General features: G+C 72.4%; 24 protein-coding genes. 2 read left to right on the forward strand and 22 right to left on the reverse strand.

Annotation, left to right across the window (positions count from 1 at the left end; translation table 11 throughout):
* Positions 1 to 32 precede the first annotated feature (32 nt).
* Positions 33 to 713 carry a hypothetical protein gene (locus tag PVE36_RS12225; protein WP_277452715.1) on the forward strand — a complete coding sequence of 227 codons (681 nt, stop codon included), beginning with the start codon at positions 33 to 35 and terminating at the stop codon, positions 711 to 713.
* A 147-nt stretch (positions 714 to 860) separates the two neighbouring features.
* On the opposite strand, the gene hemL is transcribed toward PVE36_RS12225, so the two are convergent.
* The 13 genes from hemL to PVE36_RS12290 all read right to left on the reverse strand — a co-directional run bounded on the left by hemL (position 861) and on the right by PVE36_RS12290 (position 13235).
* Entirely contained in the window at positions 861 to 2192 is a 1332-nt protein-coding gene (gene hemL, locus PVE36_RS12230) for a glutamate-1-semialdehyde 2,1-aminomutase (RefSeq protein ID WP_277452716.1), read from the reverse strand.
* Positions 2193 to 2268: 76 nt separating this feature from the next.
* On the reverse strand, positions 2269 to 2754 hold the full coding sequence (locus PVE36_RS12235) for a MarR family transcriptional regulator (RefSeq protein ID WP_277452718.1): 486 nt from the start codon (positions 2752 to 2754) through the stop codon (positions 2269 to 2271).
* Positions 2751 to 3755 (reverse strand): porphobilinogen synthase, encoded by a 1005-nt coding sequence (hemB, locus tag PVE36_RS12240; protein ID WP_277452719.1) that lies wholly within the window; start codon positions 3753 to 3755, stop codon positions 2751 to 2753. Before hemB ends, PVE36_RS12235 begins: the two co-directional genes overlap by 4 nt.
* Positions 3752 to 5395: a uroporphyrinogen-III synthase gene (locus PVE36_RS12245; RefSeq protein ID WP_277452720.1), complete on the reverse strand. Its 1644-nt coding sequence runs from the start codon at positions 5393 to 5395 to the stop codon at positions 3752 to 3754. The genes hemB and PVE36_RS12245 overlap by 4 nt, the downstream gene beginning before the upstream one ends.
* The gene (gene hemC, locus PVE36_RS12250) at positions 5392 to 6351 is read right to left on the reverse strand and encodes a hydroxymethylbilane synthase (protein ID WP_277452722.1); all 960 of its coding nucleotides are present in this window, start codon (positions 6349 to 6351) and stop codon (positions 5392 to 5394) included. Before hemC ends, PVE36_RS12245 begins: the two co-directional genes overlap by 4 nt.
* Positions 6348 to 7622: a glutamyl-tRNA reductase gene (locus tag PVE36_RS12255; RefSeq protein WP_277452725.1), complete on the reverse strand. Its 1275-nt coding sequence runs from the start codon at positions 7620 to 7622 to the stop codon at positions 6348 to 6350. Before PVE36_RS12255 ends, hemC begins: the two co-directional genes overlap by 4 nt.
* The gene (locus tag PVE36_RS12260; RefSeq protein WP_277455831.1) at positions 7619 to 8302 is read right to left on the reverse strand and encodes a redox-sensing transcriptional repressor Rex; all 684 of its coding nucleotides are present in this window, start codon (positions 8300 to 8302) and stop codon (positions 7619 to 7621) included. The genes PVE36_RS12255 and PVE36_RS12260 overlap by 4 nt, the downstream gene beginning before the upstream one ends.
* A gap of 140 nt (positions 8303 to 8442) precedes the next feature.
* Entirely contained in the window at positions 8443 to 8661 is a 219-nt protein-coding gene (locus tag PVE36_RS12265) for a glutaredoxin family protein (RefSeq protein ID WP_277455832.1), read from the reverse strand.
* A 35-nt stretch (positions 8662 to 8696) separates the two neighbouring features.
* Positions 8697 to 10154, reverse strand: coding sequence for a lysophospholipid acyltransferase family protein (locus PVE36_RS12270; protein WP_277452726.1), 1458 nt, complete (start codon positions 10152 to 10154; stop codon positions 8697 to 8699).
* A complete protein-coding gene (locus PVE36_RS12275) occupies positions 10154 to 11206 on the reverse strand; it encodes an NAD-dependent epimerase/dehydratase family protein (protein ID WP_277452727.1) in 1053 nt (350 codons plus the stop codon). The genes PVE36_RS12270 and PVE36_RS12275 overlap by 1 nt, the downstream gene beginning before the upstream one ends.
* 181 nt (positions 11207 to 11387) lie before the next feature.
* On the reverse strand, positions 11388 to 11486 hold the full coding sequence (locus tag PVE36_RS12280; protein ID WP_003792170.1) for an AURKAIP1/COX24 domain-containing protein: 99 nt from the start codon (positions 11484 to 11486) through the stop codon (positions 11388 to 11390).
* A 190-nt stretch (positions 11487 to 11676) separates the two neighbouring features.
* Entirely contained in the window at positions 11677 to 11874 is a 198-nt protein-coding gene (locus PVE36_RS12285) for a helix-turn-helix domain-containing protein (RefSeq protein WP_277242298.1), read from the reverse strand.
* 170 nt (positions 11875 to 12044) lie between these two features.
* Complete coding sequence (locus PVE36_RS12290) at positions 12045 to 13235, reverse strand: acetoin utilization protein AcuC (protein WP_277452728.1); 1191 nt, start codon at positions 13233 to 13235, stop codon at positions 12045 to 12047.
* A 64-nt stretch (positions 13236 to 13299) separates the two neighbouring features.
* Here PVE36_RS12290 and PVE36_RS12295 point away from each other — a divergent pair, with 64 nt between their 5' ends.
* A complete protein-coding gene (locus tag PVE36_RS12295) occupies positions 13300 to 13968 on the forward strand; it encodes a TrkA family potassium uptake protein (RefSeq protein WP_277452729.1) in 669 nt (222 codons plus the stop codon).
* 10 nt (positions 13969 to 13978) lie between these two features.
* On the opposite strand, the gene PVE36_RS12300 is transcribed toward PVE36_RS12295, so the two are convergent.
* The 9 genes from PVE36_RS12300 to PVE36_RS12340 form a co-directional block, all read right to left on the reverse strand.
* Entirely contained in the window at positions 13979 to 14494 is a 516-nt protein-coding gene (locus tag PVE36_RS12300) for a GNAT family N-acetyltransferase (RefSeq protein ID WP_277452730.1), read from the reverse strand.
* Between the two features lie 64 nt (positions 14495 to 14558).
* Positions 14559 to 15062, reverse strand: coding sequence for a GNAT family N-acetyltransferase (locus PVE36_RS12305; RefSeq protein WP_277452731.1), 504 nt, complete (start codon positions 15060 to 15062; stop codon positions 14559 to 14561).
* Positions 15059 to 15853, reverse strand: a complete 795-nt coding sequence (gene proC, locus PVE36_RS12310) for a pyrroline-5-carboxylate reductase (protein ID WP_277452733.1) — start codon at positions 15851 to 15853, stop codon at positions 15059 to 15061. The genes PVE36_RS12305 and proC overlap by 4 nt, the downstream gene beginning before the upstream one ends.
* A 43-nt stretch (positions 15854 to 15896) precedes the next feature.
* Positions 15897 to 16850: a hypothetical protein gene (locus PVE36_RS12315; RefSeq protein ID WP_277452735.1), complete on the reverse strand. Its 954-nt coding sequence runs from the start codon at positions 16848 to 16850 to the stop codon at positions 15897 to 15899.
* Positions 16847 to 17752, reverse strand: coding sequence for a diacylglycerol kinase family protein (locus PVE36_RS12320; RefSeq protein ID WP_277452736.1), 906 nt, complete (start codon positions 17750 to 17752; stop codon positions 16847 to 16849). The genes PVE36_RS12315 and PVE36_RS12320 overlap by 4 nt, the downstream gene beginning before the upstream one ends.
* Before the next feature lie 21 nt (positions 17753 to 17773).
* On the reverse strand, positions 17774 to 18508 hold the full coding sequence (locus tag PVE36_RS12325) for an ABC transporter permease (protein WP_277452738.1): 735 nt from the start codon (positions 18506 to 18508) through the stop codon (positions 17774 to 17776).
* The gene (locus PVE36_RS12330; protein ID WP_277452739.1) at positions 18505 to 19227 is read right to left on the reverse strand and encodes an ABC transporter ATP-binding protein; all 723 of its coding nucleotides are present in this window, start codon (positions 19225 to 19227) and stop codon (positions 18505 to 18507) included. Before PVE36_RS12330 ends, PVE36_RS12325 begins: the two co-directional genes overlap by 4 nt.
* A gap of 71 nt (positions 19228 to 19298) precedes the next feature.
* Positions 19299 to 19883 carry a TetR family transcriptional regulator gene (locus PVE36_RS12335; protein WP_277452740.1) on the reverse strand — a complete coding sequence of 195 codons (585 nt, stop codon included), beginning with the start codon at positions 19881 to 19883 and terminating at the stop codon, positions 19299 to 19301.
* Positions 19880 to 20698: a sugar phosphate isomerase/epimerase gene (locus PVE36_RS12340; RefSeq protein ID WP_277452741.1), complete on the reverse strand. Its 819-nt coding sequence runs from the start codon at positions 20696 to 20698 to the stop codon at positions 19880 to 19882. The genes PVE36_RS12335 and PVE36_RS12340 overlap by 4 nt, the downstream gene beginning before the upstream one ends.
* Positions 20699 to 20841: the final 143 nt, after the last annotated feature.

The raw sequence follows: 20841 nt of genomic DNA on the forward strand, positions 1-20841 counted from the left end.
CAGAAACATCCCGCGCCGACCGGAAGCAGGTCATGGACAGCACCCCCGAGACGATCGCCGCCGCCGAGACACCCCGCGGAGAGATCGCCCTGCGCGAGCGTCCTGCCCCCGACGGCACGGTGGTGCACGAGCTGGTCGTCGCCGGGGTCTTCGCGATGGACTCGGCGGACACCTCGACCGAGACGGCCCTGGCGGACCGCTCCCTGGAGCGGGTGGAGACGCCCACACGGGTCCTCGTGGGCGGCCTGGGCCTGGGCTTCACCGCGTGGCAGGTGCTCAAGGACCGGCGGGTGCGCGACCTGCACGTCGTCGAGATCGAGGAGGACCTCGTCCAGTGGGCCCGGCTGGGCCTGACCCCGACGCTGGGCGTCCTCGCCCGCCACCCGCGGGTCACCCTCCACGTGCAGGATGCGGCCTCCCCCGTCGCCGGCGACGGCGGGCCCGCCGGGCCGTGGGACCTCGTGCTGCTCGACGTGGACAACGGACCGAGCTTCCTCGTGCACCGGGACAACGAGCGGCTGTACTCCGCGCCCGCCCTGTCCTCGATCCTGGCTCAGCTGGCGCCGGGGGGTGCCCTGGCGATCTGGGCCGCCCAGCGCGAGCCCGACCTGCTTGCCACGCTGACCGGCCTGGCCACGACCGAGGAGGTCCTGCTCCCCGTCGAGCGCCAGGGCCGCTCCCTCGAGTACGCGCTCTACATCGCCCGCCCCTGAACGACCGGAGTGGCTGGGTGACCGGCCACACGACGTAGGTGCGCCGGCCCTTGCCGAAGTCCCTTCCTTGTCGTGCTCCTCGCCGAAGCACATCGGACTTCGGCTTGAGGCGGGCCGGCCCACCCACGTCGCCCGGCCTGCGAACGATCAGCCGTTGGCGGCCGCCTTCGCAGCGGCGGGCAGCGCGGCCAGGATCGTCTCGACGGCCGCGTCGTCGTGGGCGCCGGAGACGAACCACGCCTCGAAGGCGCTCGGCGGCAGGTGCACACCGCCCTCGAGCATCGCGTGGAAGAAGCGGCCGTAGGCCGCCGTGTCCTGCTGCTGGGCGTCGGTGAACGAGCGCACCTCGCCGTCGCGGAAGAAGATCGAGAACATCGACCCGGCCCACTGCACTCGGTGCGCCACCCCCTCTGCGGACAGCGCGGCCGATGCGGCGTCGGCGATGCGGGTGGCCGTCGCCTCGAGGCGCAGGTAGAGCTGCGGGGTGCAGGCGCGCAGCGTCGCGATCCCGGCAGCCGTCGCGACCGGGTTACCCGACAGGGTGCCGGCCTGGTAGACGGGGCCCCCGGGCGCGAGCTCGGCCATGAGGTCGGCCCGACCGCCGAAGGCCGCGGCCGGGAAACCACCACCCATGACCTTGCCGAAGGTGAAGAGGTCGGGCGCTCCCCCCTCGTAGCCTCCGGGGTGCGCACCCTCGGGTCCGGTCTCGTGGCCGTACCAGCCCGACCGGCTGGAGCGGAAGCCGGTCATGACCTCGTCGCTGATGAGCAGCGCGCCGTGGGCGGCCGTCACCCGGCGCAGCCCCTCCGTGAAGCCGGGTGCGGGCGGGACGATGCCCATGTTGCCGGGTGCCGCCTCGGTGATGACCGCGGCGATCTCCTCACCGCGGGCGGCAAAGAGCTCCTCGACGGCGGCGAGGTCGTTGTAGGGCAGCACGACCGTCTCGCCCGCCGCCGATGCGGGGACCCCGGCGGAGTCGGGCAGCGCGAAGGTCGCCACACCCGAACCGGCCTGCGCGAGAAGGGCGTCGACGTGACCGTGGTAGCAGCCGGCGAACTTCACGATGACCGAGCGACCGGTCGCTCCGCGCGCGAGGCGCAGGGCGGACATCGTCGCCTCGGTCCCGGATGAGACCAGTCGGACCTGCTCGAGCGGCTCGACGCGGTCGACCACCTCGGCGGCCAGGGTGACCTCGTTCTCGCTCGGCGTCCCGAAGGAGAAACCACGCTGTGCTGCCTCGGTCACGGCCGCGAGGACATCGGGGTGGGCGTGCCCGAGGATCATCGGCCCCCACGAGCAGATGAGGTCGACATAGCGGTTGCCGTCGACATCGGTCAGCCACGGCCCCTCCGCGCGCTCGATGAACCGCGGGACGCCACCGACCCCGCCGAAGGCGCGCACCGGGGAGTTGACTCCCCCGGGCGTCACGGCGCGGGCGCGGTCGAACAGGGCCTCGGATCGGGTCGTCGTCTGCGTCATGGCCCCAGTCTCCCCCACGGCCCCGACCCGACCGAGCCGAGGGAGGGGGCGGAGGCCACCGACCCCCTTCGTCCGATCAGGCCCGGTCGTCCAGGCCGATCTCGTGGTGCTCGGGCGCGAGCCGGTCACGCACCGCGGCCATCGCCTCGCCCAGCGCGGTGAACTGCTCGGGGGTGAGGATGTCGACGAGGTGCCTGCGCACCGACTCCACGTGGACGCCGGCGAGCTCGTCGAGGATCGTGCGACCGGCGTCGGTGAGCACGATCTCGACGCCACGACCGTCGTCCGAGGCCCGGCAGCGCTCGACCCAACCGCGCTTCTCCAGCCGTGCGGCGGTGTGGGTCACCCGCGAGCGCGACTGCACGATGTCGTCGGCGAGGTGGGACATGCGCGTGCGCTGCCCCGGCGACTCGGAGAGCATCGACAGCAGCTCGTACTCGGTCAGCTGCATCCTGTACGGCGCCAGGTCGTCGACGAGAGCCCGCTCGAGCAGACGCGTGCCGCGCAGGTAGGCGCGCCAGTGCTGCTGCTGCTGCGCATCCAGCCAGTTCGGCCCGCTCACAGTCGCCCCGCCACCTCGAGCGCGAAGTAGGTGAGGATCATCTGCGCTCCGGCCCGCTTGATGTGGAGGAGCGACTCGAGGACGGCGGCGTCGCGGTCGATCCAGCCGCGGTCGGCGGCGGCGACGATCTGCGCGTACTCTCCGGAGATCTGGTAGGCCGCGACCGGCACGGTGGAGATCTGCGCCGTGGCGGCGACGACGTCCAGGTGCGGCTGGGCCGGCTTGACCATGACGATGTCGGCGCCCTCGGCGAGGTCGAGCTCGACCTCGCGCAGGGCCTCGACGGCATTGGCCGGGTCCTGCTGGTAGGTCGCCCGGTCACCGGTGAGCGAGGACTGCACGGCCTCGCGGAAGGGGCCGTACAGCGCGGAGGTGTACTTCGCGGCGTAGGCGAGCACGAGGGTGTCGGTGTACCCGGCGGCATCGAGCGCGGCGCGCACACGGGCGACCTGACCGTCCATCATCCCGGAGAGGCCGAGGACGTGGGCCCCGGCAGCGGCCTGCGCGAGCGCCATGTCGGCGTAGCGGGTGAGGGTGGCGTCGTTGTCGACCACGGTCCGCCCCGCCGGGTCGGTCGTGAGCACCCCGCAGTGGCCGTGGTCGGTGAACTCGTCGAGGCACAGGTCGGTCATGACCACGAGATCGTCACCGACCGCGTCCACCACCGCCCGGGTGGCGACGTTGAGGATCCCCTCGGGGTCGTCGGCACCGGAGCCGCAGTCGTCCTTGGTCTGCGGCACGCCGAAGAGCATGATCCCGCCGATGCCGGCGGCCACGCACACCCGCGCCTCCTCCACGAGGGAGTCGACGGTGTGCTGCACCGTGCCCGGCATGGAGGAGATCGGCACCGGCGCGTCGACGCCCTCACGGACGAAGACGGGCAGGACCAGGTCGGCCGGGTGCAGCCGCGTCTCCGCGACGAGACGGCGAAGGGGGGCGCTGCCCCGCAGTCGCCGCGGGCGCACGACGGGTCCGCTCGGACCGTGGGGCGCGGGAGTCACCCCTTCGCCTTCGTGCGGCGCGTCGTCGCCTTCTTGCGGCGGGCGCTGGGGCGCTGGGGCTCCTCACCCGCTTCGATGGCCGCGGTGGCCAGCTTGCGGCCGTGCTCGGCCAGCGCCTCGACGAGGCTCGCGCCGGTGGCCTCGGGGGCCATGACGTCGACCCGCAGGCCGGCCTCCTCCGCGGTCTTGACGGTGGCCGGGCCGATGCAGGCGATGACCGTGGACGGGTGCGGCTTGCCGGCGATGCCGACGAGGTTGCGCACCGTGGAGGAGGAGGTGAAGACGACGGCGTCGAAGGCACCCTGCTTGATCGCGTCACGCGTCGGCGCGGGCGGCGGGGTGGCGCGCACCGTGCGGTACGCGGTGACGTCGTCGACCTGCCAGCCCATCTCCTGCAGTCCGGCCACGAGGGTGTCGGTCGCGATGTCGGCACGGGGCAGGAAGACGCGGTCGATCGGGTCGAGGACCTCGTCGTAGGGCGGCCACTCCTCGAGCAGGCCGCGCGCGGACATCTCCCCAGTCGGCACGAGGTCGGGCTCGATCCCCCACTCACGCAGGGCGTCGGCCGTGACACCGCCGACTGCGGCGATCTTCAGCCCCGAGAACGCGCGCGCGTCCAGCCCGAACTCCTCGAACTTCTCCCGGATCGCCTTCACGGCGTTGACCGAGGTGAACCCGATCCACTGGTAGCGGCCCGTGACGAGACCGCGCACCGCGCGCTCGACGGCCTGGGGGGTGCGCGGCGGCTCGACGCTGATCGTCGGCACGACCTCGCTCGTCGCGCCGTGGCCGAGCAGCTGCTTGGTCATCGGGCCGGCCTGGTCCTTCGTCCGTGGGATGAGGACGTTCCAGCCGTAGAGCGGCTTGGTCTCGAACCAGGACAGCGTGCTGCGCATGGCCACGGTCGGACCGACGATCGCCAGCGTCGGCACCTCGAGCCCGACGACGGCGTCGGCGGCCTCGGCGAGGGTCGTTCCGTGGGTGACCTGCGAGGTGGTGGTCCCACCCTGGGTCAGGGCGACGGGCGTCTCGCCGTCACGGCCGTTGGCCAGCAGGTCGGCGAAGGCCGGGACGAGGTGCTCGGGCAGGCCGAGCAGCACCAGCGTGACGTCGTCGCGCACCGATGCCGAGAGGTCCGGGCGCTTGGACCCCGAGACGCTCACGACGTGCAGTGCACCGGTCGAGCGGTTCGTCAGCGGCACGCCGGCGTAGGAGGGCACGGCGCTCACGGCGGAGACGCCCGGCACCACGTCGAAGTCGATGTCCGCCTTGGCGAGGGCGGCCGCCTCCTCGGCGAGGCCGTTGAAGGTGGCCGGGTCGCCGTCCATGAGTCGCACGACGAGGCCACCCTTGTGCGCCTTGGCGGTCTTGACGACGAGCTTGGCGCGCGAGGCGTGGGTCAGCTGCTGGCCGTGCTCGCCGTGGCTGGCGTCGACGATCTCGACGCCCTCCTCGGTCATCGAGGCGACGATCTCCTCGTTGGTCAGCTGGTCGGTGATGACGGCATCGGCGCGCGCAAGCAGCTCGACGGAGGCGACGGTCATCAGTGATGCGTCACCCGGCCCGGCGCCGACGAAGGCTACTCGAGCCGGTCGGCGTGCTGCGGTGGTGGCGTTTGCGGTCGAGCGCTGGGGGGTCACTGGGCATGCTCCGAAGCGGTCGTGGGGTGGGTGGCTGACAGGTCGGCGAGCGCGGGCGCGCCGTCGGCGACAAGGGTTCGGGCGAGTCGGCGACCGAGGTCGTCCGCCTCCCCGATGGGGCCGGTGATGGACCGGCGCAGGTCCCCCGAGCCGTCCGTGGCGGCGACGACGGCCCGTAGGGAGAGGATCGGGCCGTCGACGTCCTCGACGACCTCGGCGTGGGCGCCCACGGGTGCGGCGCACCCGGCCCCGAGCTCGGCCAGCACACCGCGCTCGGCGGTGGTGGCGGCCCGGGCGTCGGCATCGTCGATGGGGCGAAGGGCGGCGCGCGCCTGCTCGTCCGCCTCACGGCACTCGACGGCCAGGGCTCCCTGACCGGGGGCGCAGATCATCTGGATCGGCTCGAGCACCTCGGTGACGCGGTCCTGCAGGCCCGACCGGGTCAGGCCGGCGTGCGCCAGGATGACCGCGTCGAGCTGGCCCTCGCCGGGGCCGACCATGTCGAGCCGGGTCCCGAGGTTGCCGCGGATGTCGCGGAACTCGAACCCCCGGCCGAGGCAGGCCAGCTGGGCGCGACGGCGGGGAGAGCCAGTCCCGATGACCGCTCCCTCGCCGAGCTCGCCGAGGGTGAGCCCGTCGCGCGCGCACAGGGCGTCGCGGGGGTCGACCCGGGCCGGGATGGCCGCGACGACCAGACCGGGCTCGGGCGTGGTGGGCAGGTCCTTCAGCGAGTGCACTGCGATGTCGATCTCCCCGGCGAGGAGGGCCTCACGCAGGGCGCTGGCGAAGACGCCGTGGCCGCCCATGCTGGCCAGCGAGGCGCGGCTGGTGTCGCCCTCGGTGACGATCTCGACGATCTCGACGTCGTGCCCCTCGGCCCGCAGCGCGTCGGCGACGTGCCCGGACTGGGTCATGGCGAGCTTCGACCGACGGGTCCCGAGACGGAGCGTGGTCACAGGGCACCTCCTTCGGCGTGCAGGTCGAACAGCTGGCGGAGGGCGTCCTCGTACTCACCCAGGCGCCCGTCGACGGCGAGCTCCTTGGCCCGCACGGTCGGCTGGTGGAGCAGCTTGTCCACGATGCGGTGCACGGCCCGGCCGACCTCCTCGCGGTCGGCGGCCGACATGTCCGGCACGCGCTGGTCCATCCGGGCCAGCTCGGACTCGACGACCTGCTGCGCCGCCTCGCGCAGGGCGCGGACGGTGGGCGCGGCGATGCTCGCGGCCCGGGCCCCGAGATGACGTGTCACGGCCTCGCCGACGATGGAGCGGGCCTGTGCCACCTCCGGCATGGTCCCGTCGGCACCGAGCATGTCGCCGAGCTCGCCCAGACCGAGGAGCGTGATCTCGCTCAGGTCCGCGACCTCGTGGGCGATGTCGTGCGGCAGGGCCAGGTCGATGAGTGCCTGCCTGCGGCCGGAGCGCTCGATCTGGGCGTCGGCGACGTCGGCGAGGGAGATCGCCAGCCCGGTCGAGCCGGTGCAGGAGATGACGACGTCCGCGTCGGCGAGGGCGTCACCGAGCTCGTCGGTGGGCCGTGCACGGCCCCCGAGCCGCTCCGCCAGGGCGAGGCCGCGCTCGTGGGTGCGGTTGACGACGGTGAGGCGGGCGACCCCGCGGCGCACCGCGGTGGTCGCCGCGAGCGCGCTCATGGACCCGGCCCCGATGACGAGGACGTGGGCGTCGGCGAGCTGGCCGACGTGCTGCTCCGCGGAGTCCAGCCCCGCGGTCACCAACGAGCGGGAGACCTCGTCGAGACCGGTCTCGGTGTGCACCTGCTTGCCGGTGCGCAGTGCCTGCTGGACGAGGGAGTTCAGGTGGCTGCCCACGTGCCCGTCGGTCTGGGCCCGGGCGAGGGCGTCGCGCAGCTGGCCGAGGATCTGGGACTCCCCGACCGCCATCGAGTCCAGCCCCGCGGCGACGTTGAAGACGTGCGCGACGGCAGCATCGCCGTAGTGCAGGTCGAGGTGCTCCTTGAGGTCCTCGTGGGTGATCGCCGTGCTCGAGGTCAGGGCGTCGGTGAGGTCGGCGACCGCGCCGTGGAAGGCCGAGACCTCGGCGTAGACCTCGGTGCGGTTGCACGTGGCGATGACGAGGAGCTCGGAGATGTCCGGGCTGGCCTGGGCCATCGCGACGATGGCCTGGCGGCTGGACTCGTCCAGGGCGGCCCGCTCGAGGACGGAGATGGGCGTGCGGCGGTGGTTGAAGCCGAAGCTGAGCAAACTCATCGACCAGCTCCCTCCAACAGCTCGTCGGAGTCGATGCCGACGCGTTGTTGCTCGTGGAAGGCCAGGATCTGCAGCTCGGTGGAGAGATCGACCTTGCGCATGTGCACCCCTTCGGGGACCTGGATCACGGTGGCGGCGAAGTTGAGGATGGAGCTGGCCCCGGCCGCGACGAGCAGGTCGGCGACCTGCTGGGCGGACGCTGCGGGGGTGGCGATGACGCCGATGCACGCCTCCCCCGGTGTCACGAGCGCCTCGAGCGCGGCCATGGGCTGGATGACGAGGTCGTCGACCTTGTGGCCGACCACGGCGGGGTCCCTGTCGAGCAGCGCCACGACCTGGAAACCCTTGGTCGCGAAGCCGCCGTAGGAGGCCAGGGCGCGACCGAGGTTGCCCATGCCGACGATGACCACGGGCCAGTCGTGGGTCAGTCCCAGCGCCCGGGAGATCTGGTAGCTCAGGTGGGCGACGTCGTAACCCACCCCGCGCACCCCGTAGGAGCCCAGGTGGCTGAGGTCCTTGCGCAGCTTGGCCGAGCTGACACCCGCGCTGTGGGCGAGCTCCTCCGAGGAGACGGAGAGCACGTCGACTGCGGCCAGCTGCCCCAGTGCGCGCAGGTAACCCGGGAGCCGCGCCACTGTCGCATCAGGGATGTCCCGCTTGGCGGACTGGTCGACGGACACGTTGGGCACGGCTCCTCTCCACGGTCTCCGGCGGGCGGCGCCGAAGAACCGAACACCTCGAGATTACGCTCTTGTGAACAAATGCACAAAGTCACCGCCCACCCGCCGGACCGCGTTGGAACGGGCCGGCCGGGGGTGGCTCAGCGCCCGAGAGCAGCCCGCAACCGCCCTTCGTCCACGCGCCAGTAGTCGTGCTGGCGCCCGTCGACGAAGGTCACCGGGATCTCCTCCGTGTACCGGGCGAAGGCCGGGTCGGAGTCGAGGTGGACCTCCTCGAAGGAGTCCCCGGTCTCCGCGACGACCCGCTCGATGACCGAGCGGGCCTCCTCGCACAGGTGGCAGCCGGGCTTGCCGATCATCACCACGCGAGACGTCGGGAGTGGCACGGGTCCTCCTAGAAGAAGACGGAGCGGCGGGTGACCAGGACGGAGTAGAGCGTCTGCTGGATCGTCTCGCGCACCTGGTCGGTCAGCTCGAAGACGAGCATGGGGTCGTCCGCCGCAGCCGGCCCCAGCGAGGCGGTGTCGACGGGCTCGCCGAACTCGATGATCCACTTGCTCGGGAGCGGCACCAGACCCAGCGGCCCGAGCAGGGGGAAGAACGGCGTGATCGGCGCGTACGGCGCCCCGAGGAGGCGGGCCACCGTCTTCATGTTGCCGATCATCGGGTAGACCTCCTCGGCACCGACGACCGAGCACGGGATGATCGGCACCTCGGAGCGGATCGCCGCGGAGACGAAGCCGCCCCGGCCGAAGCGCTGCAGCTTGTACCGCTCACGGAAGGGCTTGCCGACGCCCTTGAACCCCTCGGGCCACACGCCCACGAGCTCGCCGCCACGCAGCAGCCGCTCGGCGTCGGCGTTGGAGGCCAGGGTCGCGCCGGTCTTGCGGGCGAAGTCACCGACGACGGGCAGCTGGAAGACCAGGTCCGCACCGAGCATCCGCAGGGAGCGGGCGCGCGGGTGGGCGTCGTGGATCGCGAGCTGGGTGATGACCGAGTCGAGCGCGATCGTGCCCGAGTGGTTCGAGACGAGCAGCGCACCGCCCTCGTCCGGGATGTTCTCGATCCCGCGCACCTCCACGCGGAACCACTTGTCCTTCAGCAGGCGCAGGACCGGGAAGACCGTGTGGGTCGTGAAGTCCTCGTCGTAGCCGAAGTCGTCGACGTCGTAGTCACCGCGCACCCGGCGCTGCAGGAACTCGAGCGTGTCGGCGAAACGCCGCTCCCAGTCCTCCCCCGCTGCCGCACCCGCGGCCTGACCGATCGTCCGGGAGGTCAGCTGACCCGCCGACAGCAGCACGGAGAGCAGCTCGGCCAGCCCCGGCACGATGGCCTGGCCGGCGTCCGGCGTCCCGCTGGTCCCGCGCTCGTGGGCGCCGGTGGACGCCGTCGGTGCGGCGGACACGGGCCGGGCGGCGGTCGAGGTGGAGCGCCGGGCCGGCGGCTTGCGCCGGCCCGTCGAGCCGGGCGTCGTGGAACGCTGGGCCGCGGGAGGGGACCCGTCGGGCCCGGACACGACGCGCAACGCGGGCTTGCGGGAGGCGGCCTTCGCCCCCTTCGTCCCGGTTGTTGGTGGGGTCGCGGTGGGCGACGAGGCGCCGATCAGGGGTGTGCTGCGCCTGCGGGCGCGCTCGCCACCGGCGCGGTCGGCCGCGGCGGCCACGGCGCTGGGTCGTGGCGTCGCCTTCTTCTTCGTCGAGGACGTCTTCTTCGCGGAGGTCTTCTTCGCCGGTGCGGGCCGGGTCGGCGACGTGCGCGCCGTCGTCGAGGTGGTGGTCTTCCTCGCGGACTTCGTGGCGGGGGCGGAGGACGTCGCCTTCTTCGCGGTCGACCGTCGGGTGCTGTCGGCCATCACTTCTCGCTCTCGCTGGTGGGCGTCACCGCGCGCATCGCGGTCTCGGCCGCCTGCACGGCAGTCCATCCGGGCTGGGCGAAGGGCAGGCGGTCCATGACCCGACCCTTCGTCGCCCGGGCAAAGTCCTCGTAGGCGGCACGCGTGGAGTACACCGGGTCGAAGCCGAGGTCCTCGCGCATCCGGGTGGTGTCCAGACCGCGGCCGAAGGTCATCATGTCCAGCTGGTCGGAGCCGATGTCCACCAGCCCGAAGCGCTTGGCGAGGTCGGCGATCGCCCCGGTGGTCATCCGCGGCACGAGCACGTAGGGGCGACCGGCGATGTTCGCGGCCTGGCAGGCGGTGATGATCCCGTCACCGGCGATGTTGACCGGACCGAGCCCGCGTGCGTGCACGGCATGGGTCATCGCGGCGACGCAGTCGTCCTCGTGGACGAACTGCAGCCGCGCGTCGTAGCCGAACGGGATCGGGATGACCGGCAGGGAGAAGTGGTCGGTGAAGGCGGTGCGGATCCGCGGACCGATGACGTTGGCGAAGCGCAGCGTCGTGATCTCCATGTCGGTGCGCCGCCGGGAGAGGCCACGGACGTAGCCCTCCACCTCGACGCTGTCGCGGGCCCAGCCGGAGCTGGGCATCTTCTTCGCCGACATGTCCTCGGTGAACATCGCGGGGTCGCGCGAGCTGGAGCCGTAGACGCCCGCCGTCGACTTCACGACGAGCTTGGTCACCGACTCGGCCCGCTGGCACGCAGCGAGCAGTTGCATCGTGCCGATGACGTTGATCTCCTTCTGCGTCGAGCGTCCGCCGCCGGCACGGGGGGTCGCGATGACGCCCATGTGCACGACCGTGTCGACGTCGTTGCCGGAGATGATCCTGCTGACCAGGGGGCTGCGGATGTCCGCGCGCATGAACTCGGCGCGCCCGATGCCGTGCCGCGGGGGGACGACGTCGACGCCGATGATGCGCTCGACGGTCTCGTCGCGGCTGAGGCGCCGGGCGAAGGCACCACCGAGGTGGCGGGAGACACCCACCACGAGCACGGTCCTGGGCACGGAACACCTCCTGTCGGCAGCGGCGGGACGGCCGCACTGTCCGCAGCCTAACCAGCAGGGAGGCCTCTGGCACCGTGGACGGCCCCATCGAGATGGGGATCACCCGTTCCCGGCGCGGGCCCCGCCCCGGGGACGGCGAAGGGGCCGCACCGGTCTCCGGTGCGGCCCCCTTCACGCTGGGTCACTTCTTGTTGCGACGCTGGTGGCGCGTCTTGCGCAGCAGCTTGCGGTGCTTCTTCTTCGCCATGCGCTTGCGTCGCTTCTTGATGACAGAACCCATGCGGTCTTCCTTCGTGTCGTCTTCGGGACTTCGGTGACGGCTCGAGCGATGCCGGCCCTGCGGCAGGCCCCACCGAATGCGAGTCAGACGGGAAGTCTAACGCCTCGCGGGCAGTGGCACGTACCCGCGTGCGGGATCCGCCCGACCACGGGCAACCGGCCGGTCCGTGCGTCGCGGGGCGGGACTGCGCTCAGGCCGTCTCGATGAAGGAGGTCTCGAGGTACGTGTGGACCGCGTCCTCGGGGACGCGGAAGCTGCGGCCGACGCGAACGGCCGGAAGATCGCCGTTGTGCACCATCCGGTACACCGTCATCTTCGAGACCCGCATGATCGACGCGACCTCAGCCACGGTGAGGAAGCGCACCTCACCCAGAAGATCGTTCGACATGACCACCTCGATCTCTGCAGGATCGCACCGCCGGCCGATCTGCCAGCAGTCCTCGACGAGCCCTTGCAGATGTCCACCATAGATGCAGATGTGGCCACTGTGAAGACAGAACATGAGGGCAATCACCGAAAGTCCATCCGACACGCCGCCCGGCGGGAGAAAATCGGGGTTCAGTCGAACCAGACGTCGAGGCCGTGCAGGGGGAAGACCGCCTCGCGGGCGGCCATGATCGCCCGGTCGACCCCGTGGTGGGGGTTGTACCCCATGGCCCACGGCTGCACCCAGATCGGCAGGTCCTTCTCCGGCAGGTCCCCCATCGTGGCCGGCCCCTGCTGCCCGGCGACGAGCTCACAGTGGTCACGCCACTCCTGCGGCACCTCGGTGGCCGCCGGCACGGGACGGTGGGCGGCGATCGCGGTGAGGTGGGCCCAGGCCCGGGGGACGGCGTTGGTGAGGTCGTAGCCACCCCCGCCGAGCGCCAACCACCGGCCCTCGGCGACCTCGTGGGCGAGGCGGTGGAGGTTCACGGCGGCCTGGCGCTGCGCGTCGAGCGAGATCGACATGTGCGCCAGGGGGTCGTCACGGTAGGTGTCGCACCCGTGCTGGGTGACCAGCACCTGCGGCTCGAAGGCGCGGACGAGCGGCATGGCGACCGAGGTGATGGCCCGCAACCACGGCCCGTCGACGACGCCGGGGGGCAGGGCGACGTTGACCGCGGTCCCCTCGGCGCCGACGCCTCCGGTGTCCGCCGGCCAGCCGGTGCCGGGGAAGAGCGTGCGACCGGACTCGTGCACCGAGATCGTGAGCACGCGGGGGTCGTCGTAGAACATCGCCTCGACACCGTCGCCGTGGTGGACGTCGACGTCGATGTAGGCGACCCGCTCCGCCCCGTTGTCGAGCAGCCACTGGATCGCGGCACCGATGTCGTTGTAGATGCAGAAGCCGGCTGCCCTGGCCGGCATGGCGTGGTGCATGCCCCCGGTGAAGTTCACGCCGTGCTCGACCTCCCCGGTCCACACCCGGCGCGCGGCCTCGACCGAGCCGGCGACGATGCGGGCGCTCGCCTCGTGGACGCCGGCGAAGGCGGGCACGTCCTCCGTCCCGATCCCCCACTGCCCGTCGGCGGTGTCCGGGTCGGCCGAGATCGCCTTCACGGCATCGATGTACTCGGGGTCGTGGACGGCGGACAGGACGTCGTCACCCGCGACGTCGACGTCGACGACGTCGACGTGGTCGAAGACCCCGAGGGCTCGACAGAGACGCGCGGTGAGGTCCAGTCGCACCGGCGCCATCGGGTGGCCGACCCCGAAGTCGTACTTCGTGAAGTCCTCGCCCCAGATGGCGCACGCCTGTGTGCTCATGCGAGTGACGGTACCCCGGCTAGGGTCGTGATCGGACGACGACCCGACGACCGGAGGAGAGCCCGTGGCCCGCACCCGACTGCACAACGAGGACGTGCTCGTGATCGGCCTGGGCCGCTTCGGCGGCGCCGTGGCCACCGAGCTGCACCGTCTCGGCAACCGCGTCACCGCGCTGGAGCTCGATCCGATGCTCGCGGAGACCTTTCTCGGCCGGGTCGGTCGGATCGTCCAGGGCGACGCGACCTCGGTCGCGATGATCGAGGAGCTGAAGCCGCACACCTTCTCCGCGAGCGTGCTCGGGGTCGGCTCGTCCATCGAGGCCTCTGTGCTCGCGGCCGTCAACCTCATCGACAACGAGTCACCCAAGGTGTGGGCCAAGGCCGTCTCACCGGCGCACGCCCGCATCCTCAACCGCATCGGGGTCCACCACGTCCTCTCCCCCGAGATCGAGTCGGGCCAGCGGCTCGCGCACCTCATCGGCAGCCGCCTGATGGACTACATCGAGTTCGACGACGGCTTCGCCATCGTGAAGATGACACCGCCGCAGGAGGCCGTCGGGTTCACCCTCGAGCAGACCCAGATCCGGCAGAAGTACGGCGTGACGGTCGTCGGGGTGAAGTCGCCCGGCCAGGACTTCACCTACGCCAGGCCGGAGACCAAGGTCCGCAGCGGCGACCTGATCATCGTCAGCGGCCCGACCTCGCTCATCGAGCGCATGGCCGCGCGCCCCTAGGTCCGTCGGGTCAGGCGCGGTCCTCGCCGAGGGCGAGCACGAGCGCGATCTCCTCCTCGGGGCCGCTCTCGCCGACGACGCGCATCGGGCGACGCTCATCGGTGGGGCGGAAGCCGAAGCTCGAGGCGAAGGCCACCGCGCGTCCGTTGTCGGAGCCGACCCAGTAGAACAGTCGGGCGAAGCCCTGCTCCTCGGCGATCGTGGCGCCCTGGCTCACCAAGTTCGCGGCGACCCCGGCGCCGCGCCACTTGGGGTTGACCCAGAGGCCGAAGAGCTGGCCGCCGTTCTCCGACTCGCTCTCCGTCGCGTCACCGAGGCTGGCGACGCCCACGTACTCACCGTCGACCTCCGCGACGAGTCGCGCGCTGCGACGCATGCGCTTGCGCCAGAACTCCTCCGGCTGGTCGGCCTCGTCGTCGTGGTCGGCGACGAAGGCCTCGGGAGATTCCTGCAACGCTTCCAGCCGAAGGGTGCGGTAGATCTCCCACTCGTCCTCGGTCAGCGCGCGCACAGTGATCTCACTCATGGCTGCACTCTCTCATCCCCGAGGGCGGATTGTGGGGCCGGTCCCTCGGAATCGTGGTGACAGTTCATGCATTCTTCGCCTTCATGGTCGCGGAATCGCCGCTCGGGCGCCAGTGCATGGAGGCGCACCCCTCGGCGTCACCGGCTCCCCCGTCGAAGGCGAACCCCAGCCGGGTGTAGCAGGCCACGGCGCGCGGGTTGTCGAGCATGACGTGCATCCGGACGCGATCCGCACCCTCGGCGACGGCCCGGTCACGACATGCGTCGACGAGCGCGTCGGCAACGCCTGCGCCCCGGGCGTGCCCGGCGACCCACATCGCGACGATCTCCGGGTCCTCCTCGAGGTCCAGGCGCAGCAGCGTCGCCGTCCCGAGCGGCAGCCCGTCCTCGCGCTCGGCGAGGAAGACCGCCTGCCCGGTGCGCTGGCGCCAGGTCTCCTCCGTGAAGGCCGCCTCACGGGCGTAGGAGCTGCCGTACGCGCCGGGGGCATCCAGGAGCATCGCCAGCCGCACCGCGCGCAGCACCTCCCAGTCCTCCTCGGTGAGGAGGCGGACCGAGCACCGGCTCATCGGCCGGCGGACCGGTCCGCGCAGGCCTTCACCGCGTCGGCCAGGGCATGGCGCATCCCGTGTGCCTCGAGCCGGGCGAGGGCGGCCGCCGTCGAGCCCCCGGGTGAGGTGACCTGGGTGCGCAGGATGGCCGGGTCCTCACCGGTCTCGGCGAGCATCGCGCCGGCCCCGCGCACGGCCTGGGTCGCCATCGCCAGCGCCTGCTGGCGCGTCAGGCCCTGGGCGACACCGGCGTCGACGAGTCCCTCGACGAAGAGGTAGACGTAAGCGGGAGCGGACCCGGACATCGCCGTCGCGGCGTCCTGCTGGGACTCCGGCAGCACGAGCGTGCGCCCGGTCGGTGCGAGCAGCTCGCGCACCCGGGTGACCTGCTCGTCGGTGACGTCGTCGGCCGGGCTGAGCACGGTCATGCCCTGACCCACCTTGGCCGGGGTGTTGGGCATCGCCCGGATGGCGGCCGTCCCCGCGGGCAGGTGGGCGGCCAGGTCGGCGAGGGAGACCCCGAGCGCCATGGAGACGACGATCGCGTCCGGACGAAGGGAGGGTGAGATCGCCTCGAGCAGGTCCGCCACGCCGTAGGGCTTGACGAGGACGAGGTGGACGTCCGCCCGACCGGCGGCCTCCGCCACGTCGACGACCTCCACCGTCGGGTGGTCTGCGTGCAGCTCACGCAGCTGGGCCACCCGCTCGGCGCTGCTCTCGACGGCGAGGACCTCCCCTTCGCCATCGTCCGCGAGCGCGTCGAGGACGGCCCCGCCCATCGACCCGACTCCGTAGATCGCCGTCGTCATCCGTCGTGCTCCTCGTCGTGGGGGTGTGGGTGGTCCAGCCTAGTCAGCCGAGGCCGGTGAGGACCGCGGCGAGACGGCGCACACCGGAGGGCCGGCGGGCCAGGTCGTGCAGGTACTCGAGCCACTGCGGCCCGTAGGGCACGAGCACGCGTACGCGGTGCCCGGCGTCGGCCGTGCGCATCTGCAGGTCGGGCTGGGCCCCGAGGAAGAACTGATACTCCAGCCCCTCGGGGCCACGGCCGGACTGGTCGGCCAGACCGTCCGCGAGGTCGAGGAGGAGCGGTTCGTGCGTGCCCACGACGGTGTGCACGCCCGAGCCGAGGAGGTCGGCGAGGCAGCGGACGAAGGCCAGATCCGTCTCGTGGGGGTCCTGCCAGCTGACGTCGGCGGGCTCGCCCGCTCCCCCGCGCACGAGACGCACTCGGGTGCCCGAGGCCGCCAGGCGGGCCACATCGCCCTCGCTCCGGTGGCGCCGCGCGACGACCGATGCGGTCAGGCGCGGGTAGTGCGCACGCGTGGCCTCCACGAGGTCGAGGGTCGCCTCGGCGGCAGCGATCGGCCCCGAGCGCAGCGTGATGTCGACCCGGTGCGCGTCACCGGCGGCGCAGACCTCGGCGAGCGCCCGCGCGGCGCGGGCCGCGTCGGTGCCGATGCCCAGCTGCTCGGGCGCCAGGTAGATCTCGGAGCGGTAGTCGCCGCCGGAGGTGACCGGCGCGAGACGCTCGATCGCGGTGACCGCCTCGGCGACCGTCGCGTCGACCCCGGCGGCACCGTCGGCGGGCGGCAGGAGCGGGTGGAGGGCTGCCAGCCGGTTGGTGCGCCGCAGCCGCTGGGCCTCCGCGACGGCGTCGTCGGTGGCCTCACCGGCGACGAACCGTGCTCGTGCGGCGACGACGGGACGGGAGGCCGCGACCCGGTCACGGGTACCGGGCGCGAGCAGCGCGTCGAGGGTGCGTGCCCACAGTCGGTCGGTGCTCATCGTGCTCGCGGCGCTCATGCCGTGCTGACGGGGGCGTGCAGCCGGTAGGCGGCAGGGACGACGCGCCAGGTGCGCTCGCGGCGGGGCTCGAGCTCCTCGCCGTCGGAGTTCGCGCCGAAGGCGTGGTTGACACCGGTGACGGTCACCGTCTGCACCCGCATGGAGACGACATCGTCGAGTCGCGTGTGGCGTCCCCTGTTGACCGTCGCGGCGTACAGCAGGCGTCGTCTCGGGGAGATCGTGCGGGAGATGACGAGCTCGGCCCGGCCGTCACCCGGCTCTGCGTCGGGCGCGATCCGGGTGCCCCCGCCGACGCTCTGGCCGATCGTCACGGCGACCTGCAGGATGTGGTGCCGGCCGTCGGCCACGACCTGGCCGTCCGCCACCACCCTCAGTCGCCGCCCGGTCTGGCCGAACCCCGCGGCGAAGCCCCCGATGACGTACCCGATCGGCCCGAACCGTTCCTTCCAGGGCGCGGCGATGCGACCGGCCTCCTCCCCGACGCCGATGTGGACGGCGTTGGCGACGATCCGGTCCTCGTCGTCGATGAGCACGTCGATCGGCCGCGCCGGGCTGTCGATGACGACCCGGGCTGCCTCGGCCGGGTCCGTGGGCAGCTCGACGGTGCGGGCGAAGTCGTTGCCCGTCCCCATCGGCAGCAGACCCACGGTCGGCGGGTCCTCGCCCAGGTGGCCTGCGCGGCACAGGGCCGTGACGAAGGCGTTGAGCGACCCGTCGCCGCCCGCGACGACGATCTCGCGCCCGTCGCTCCGGGCGATGGCCTCGGTCAGCTCCTGGATCGTGTCGGTGGTGACGACGTCGACGTCACCGTGCTCTCGCAGCACCCCGAGGGCAGCGTCGGTGCGCTCCCGGTCGCTGGTGCCGGCGGAGGAGTTGGCGATGAAGAGGAACCGTCTCACGCCGTCACCCTACGGCTGCGGTCACGGGGTACGGCGCCGCAGGGTGAGGCTGCCGAGGACGAGGGCGACCGCGATCCAGATCGCGATGACGAGCAGCGGGAGGCCGAGGTCCTCAGCCGGCTCGGCGCTGCGCGCCACGGCGTACGCCGCGTCGACGACGTGGGACAGCGGCAGGACGTCGGAGACGAGCTCGAGCGTGCGGGGCAGCTGGTCGCGGGGCACGAGGAGACCGCACAGCAGGAACTGCGGCAGGACCGTCGCGGGCATCAGCTGGACGGCCTGGAACTCGGTGCTGGCGAAGGCCGAGGCGAAGAGCCCCAGCACCGTCCCGAGCACCCCGCTGCCGACGACGACGAGGACGAGCCATGTCAGCGCGCCGGCGATCTGCAGCCCGAAGAGCCACACCGTGATCGCGGTGACGATCGCACCCTGGATGATGGCGAGGAGGCCGAAGGCGAGAGCGTAGCCGACGACGAGGTCACCCTTGCCCAGCGGCGTGGTCAGCAGCCGCTCGAGGGTGCCACTCGTGCGCTCGCGGAGGGTGGCGACGCTCGTGACGACGAACATGATGACGAAGGGGAAGATCGCCACGAGGACCGGACCGATCCGGTCGAAGATCGGGCTGTCGACGTAGATCCACGCGAGCAGGCCCATCAGCACGATCGGCATGACCACCAGCAGCGCGAGCGTGCGGTGGTCCCGACGCACCTGCCGCAGCACGCGGGCCGCGGTCGCGAGCGTCAGTCGCGGGATCATGCCGCCGCCCCCTCGACGAGCGCGAGGAAGGCGCCCTCGGCGTCCTCGGCGCCGGTGTGCTCGAGCAGCCGGGCCGGGGTGTCGTCGGCGAGCACCACCCCTTCGCGCAGGAGGACCAGGCGGTCGCACCGGCTGGCCTCGTCCATCACGTGGCTGGAGACGAGCAGCGTCACGCCGTCCTCGGCGAGCCGGCGGAAGAGGCTCCACAGGTCGCGCCGCAGCACCGGGTCGAGACCGACCGTCGGCTCGTCGAGGACGAGCAGCTCCGGGTCGCCGACGAGGGCGGCGGCGAGGGAGGCCCGGCTGCGCTGTCCGCCCGAGAGCTCGTCGGTGCGGTCGTCGGCGTGCTCGGTCAGGCCGACGCGCGCCACCACGGCCTCTGCGGTCGCCGCCGGGTCGGCGACCCCGAGCAGCCGGGCGAAGTGGGTGACGTTCTCCCGGACGGTGAGGTCGCCGTACACGCTCGGCGACTGGGTGACGTACCCGACCCGCTTGCGTAGTCGCCGGTGGCCGGCCGGCAGACCGAGGACCTCGACGTCACCACCGTCGATGCGCTGCACGCCGACGACGGCACGCATCACGGTCGACTTGCCACCCCCGCTGGGCCCGAGGAGGCCGACCACCTGGCCCGCCGGCACCCGCAGGTCCAGGCCGGGGAGCACCAGCCGCCCACCCCGGGTGACGGTCAGCCCGGCGATCTCGATCACGTAATTCCCCATGTGATGAATGCTCCTCCCGTCCCGTGATCTGCGCAACCCTCGCCGTGCCCCCTCGGTCGTGGGGGTCGCGATCAGGGGACGAGCAGCGCCTGGATCGGCGGGGCCAGGACCGCGACGATCTCCTCGGGGTCGGCGTCGGCCATCGGGGGGACCTCGAGGAGGTAACGCAGCAGGGCCATCCCCACCAGCTGCGCGCCGACCGCCGCGACCGCCAGATCCGGCAGGACGTCCTCGTCACCGAAGATGTGCGCCAGGCTCCTGAGGATGCTGCGGGAGACGAAGTCGCGCAGCAGGTGCGCCGCCTCCTCGTGGGAGGCCACGGCTCCCACGAGCGCCCGGAAGCGGTCCCGCCCCTCGGGGCCGTCCCACACGCGCAGGAAGGTGCGCACGACCCGCTCTCCCGCGCCCTCGTGCGGACCGGCCACGGCCGCCGTGATCTGCTCCTCGATACCGGCCGGCACGCCGACGACCTCGGAGAACAGGCCGGGCTTGCCGTCGAAGTAGTGGTGGACGAGAGCCGGGTCCACCCCGGCCTCCCTGGCGACTCCCCGGACCGAGGTGCCGTCGTACCCCTTCGCCGCGAAGAGGCCCCGGGCCACGTCGAGGATCTCGGCGCGCGTGTCCGCGCCCCCGGACCGGCGGCCGCGCGCGCTCATGACGAGGCGACGTCGGGCACCGGCGCGGCCTGGCCGAGGTGGTGGCGGGCGAAGTCGAGCGACTCGCGCAGGTCGAGCTCGCGCTCCTTCGGGCGCCGACGGGTGCCGACCTCCAGGACGACCGCCCCGGCGAAGCCGCTGCCCGTGATGTGGTCGAGGACCTCCGCGCACGGCTGGGTCCCCCGGCCCGGGACGAGGTGGTCGTCCTTGAGCGTCGTCAGCATCCCGTCGGCGAGGTGGATGTGGGCCAGACGCTCCGCGAGGTCCAGCACCATCTGCAGGGCATCGCTGCGCGAGGTCGCGGTGTGCGACAGGTCGACGGTCACGTGGTCGTACGGCTGGGGCACCGGGTCCCAGTGCGGCAGGTAGGCCTGCACCGACTGCCCCCGGGCCGCCCACGGGAACATGTTCTCCACCGCGAGGACGATGTCGCTGTCGTGCTCGCGCGCGGCGACGCCGTCGGGGAAGTTGCGGGCGTACTCCTTCTGCCAGCGGAAGGGCGGGTGCAGCACGACCGTCGGCGCCCCCACCGCGTGGGCCAGCTCGATCGAGCGGTCGACCTTGCCCCACGCGTCCGTCCCCAGGACGCGCTGGGTCAGCAGCAGCGTCGGCGCGTGGATGGAGACGATGTCCAGGCCGTGGTGGTCCGCGAGCGCGTTGAGCGCCTTGGCGTTCTGCGAGATCGGGTCGTTCCACACCATGACCTCGATGCCGTCGTAGCCGAGGTCGGCCGCGTACTCGAAGGCCGCCGCCGTCCCTGCCGGGTACACGGATGCCGTGGACAGGGCCACCGGGATCGCGCCTGCTTCAGCCATACCTCGAGCGTAGACCTCTGAGTCCACGGCGCCGGCGGTGATGGGAGCCGGACACCAGCGGCCCGCAGAGGAAGGGCACGGCGGCCCTTGGCGCACCGCCCGGACTCGTTGGTCTTCGGCCGAACGTCGTCGTCATGGTCCGG

Source organism: Janibacter sp. DB-40 (genome assembly GCF_029510815.1).
In the GTDB taxonomy this organism is placed as follows: Bacteria; Actinomycetota; Actinomycetes; order Actinomycetales; family Dermatophilaceae; genus Janibacter.

Coding starts and splice junctions, on each gene's coding strand:
- PVE36_RS12225 (WP_277452715.1), top strand. CDS start 33: ATGGACAGCACCCCCGAGACGATCGCCGCCGCCGAGACACCCCGCGGA.
- hemL (WP_277452716.1), bottom strand. CDS start 2,192: ATGACGCAGACGACGACCCGATCCGAGGCCCTGTTCGACCGCGCCCGC.
- PVE36_RS12255 (WP_277452725.1), bottom strand. CDS start 7,622: ATGAGTTTGCTCAGCTTCGGCTTCAACCACCGCCGCACGCCCATCTCC.
- PVE36_RS12265 (WP_277455832.1), bottom strand. CDS start 8,661: ATGATCGGCAAGCCCGGCTGCCACCTGTGCGAGGAGGCCCGCTCGGTC.
- PVE36_RS12270 (WP_277452726.1), bottom strand. CDS start 10,154: ATGGCCGACAGCACCCGACGGTCGACCGCGAAGAAGGCGACGTCCTCC.
- PVE36_RS12280 (WP_003792170.1), bottom strand. CDS start 11,486: ATGGGTTCTGTCATCAAGAAGCGACGCAAGCGCATGGCGAAGAAGAAG.
- PVE36_RS12285 (WP_277242298.1), bottom strand. CDS start 11,874: ATGTCGAACGATCTTCTGGGTGAGGTGCGCTTCCTCACCGTGGCTGAG.
- PVE36_RS12290 (WP_277452728.1), bottom strand. CDS start 13,235: ATGAGCACACAGGCGTGCGCCATCTGGGGCGAGGACTTCACGAAGTAC.
- PVE36_RS12300 (WP_277452730.1), bottom strand. CDS start 14,494: ATGAGTGAGATCACTGTGCGCGCGCTGACCGAGGACGAGTGGGAGATC.
- PVE36_RS12305 (WP_277452731.1), bottom strand. CDS start 15,062: ATGAGCCGGTGCTCGGTCCGCCTCCTCACCGAGGAGGACTGGGAGGTG.
- proC (WP_277452733.1), bottom strand. CDS start 15,853: ATGACGACGGCGATCTACGGAGTCGGGTCGATGGGCGGGGCCGTCCTC.
- PVE36_RS12315 (WP_277452735.1), bottom strand. CDS start 16,850: ATGAGCGCCGCGAGCACGATGAGCACCGACCGACTGTGGGCACGCACC.
- PVE36_RS12325 (WP_277452738.1), bottom strand. CDS start 18,508: ATGATCCCGCGACTGACGCTCGCGACCGCGGCCCGCGTGCTGCGGCAG.
- PVE36_RS12330 (WP_277452739.1), bottom strand. CDS start 19,227: ATGGGGAATTACGTGATCGAGATCGCCGGGCTGACCGTCACCCGGGGT.
- PVE36_RS12335 (WP_277452740.1), bottom strand. CDS start 19,883: ATGAGCGCGCGCGGCCGCCGGTCCGGGGGCGCGGACACGCGCGCCGAG.
- PVE36_RS12340 (WP_277452741.1), bottom strand. CDS start 20,698: ATGGCTGAAGCAGGCGCGATCCCGGTGGCCCTGTCCACGGCATCCGTG.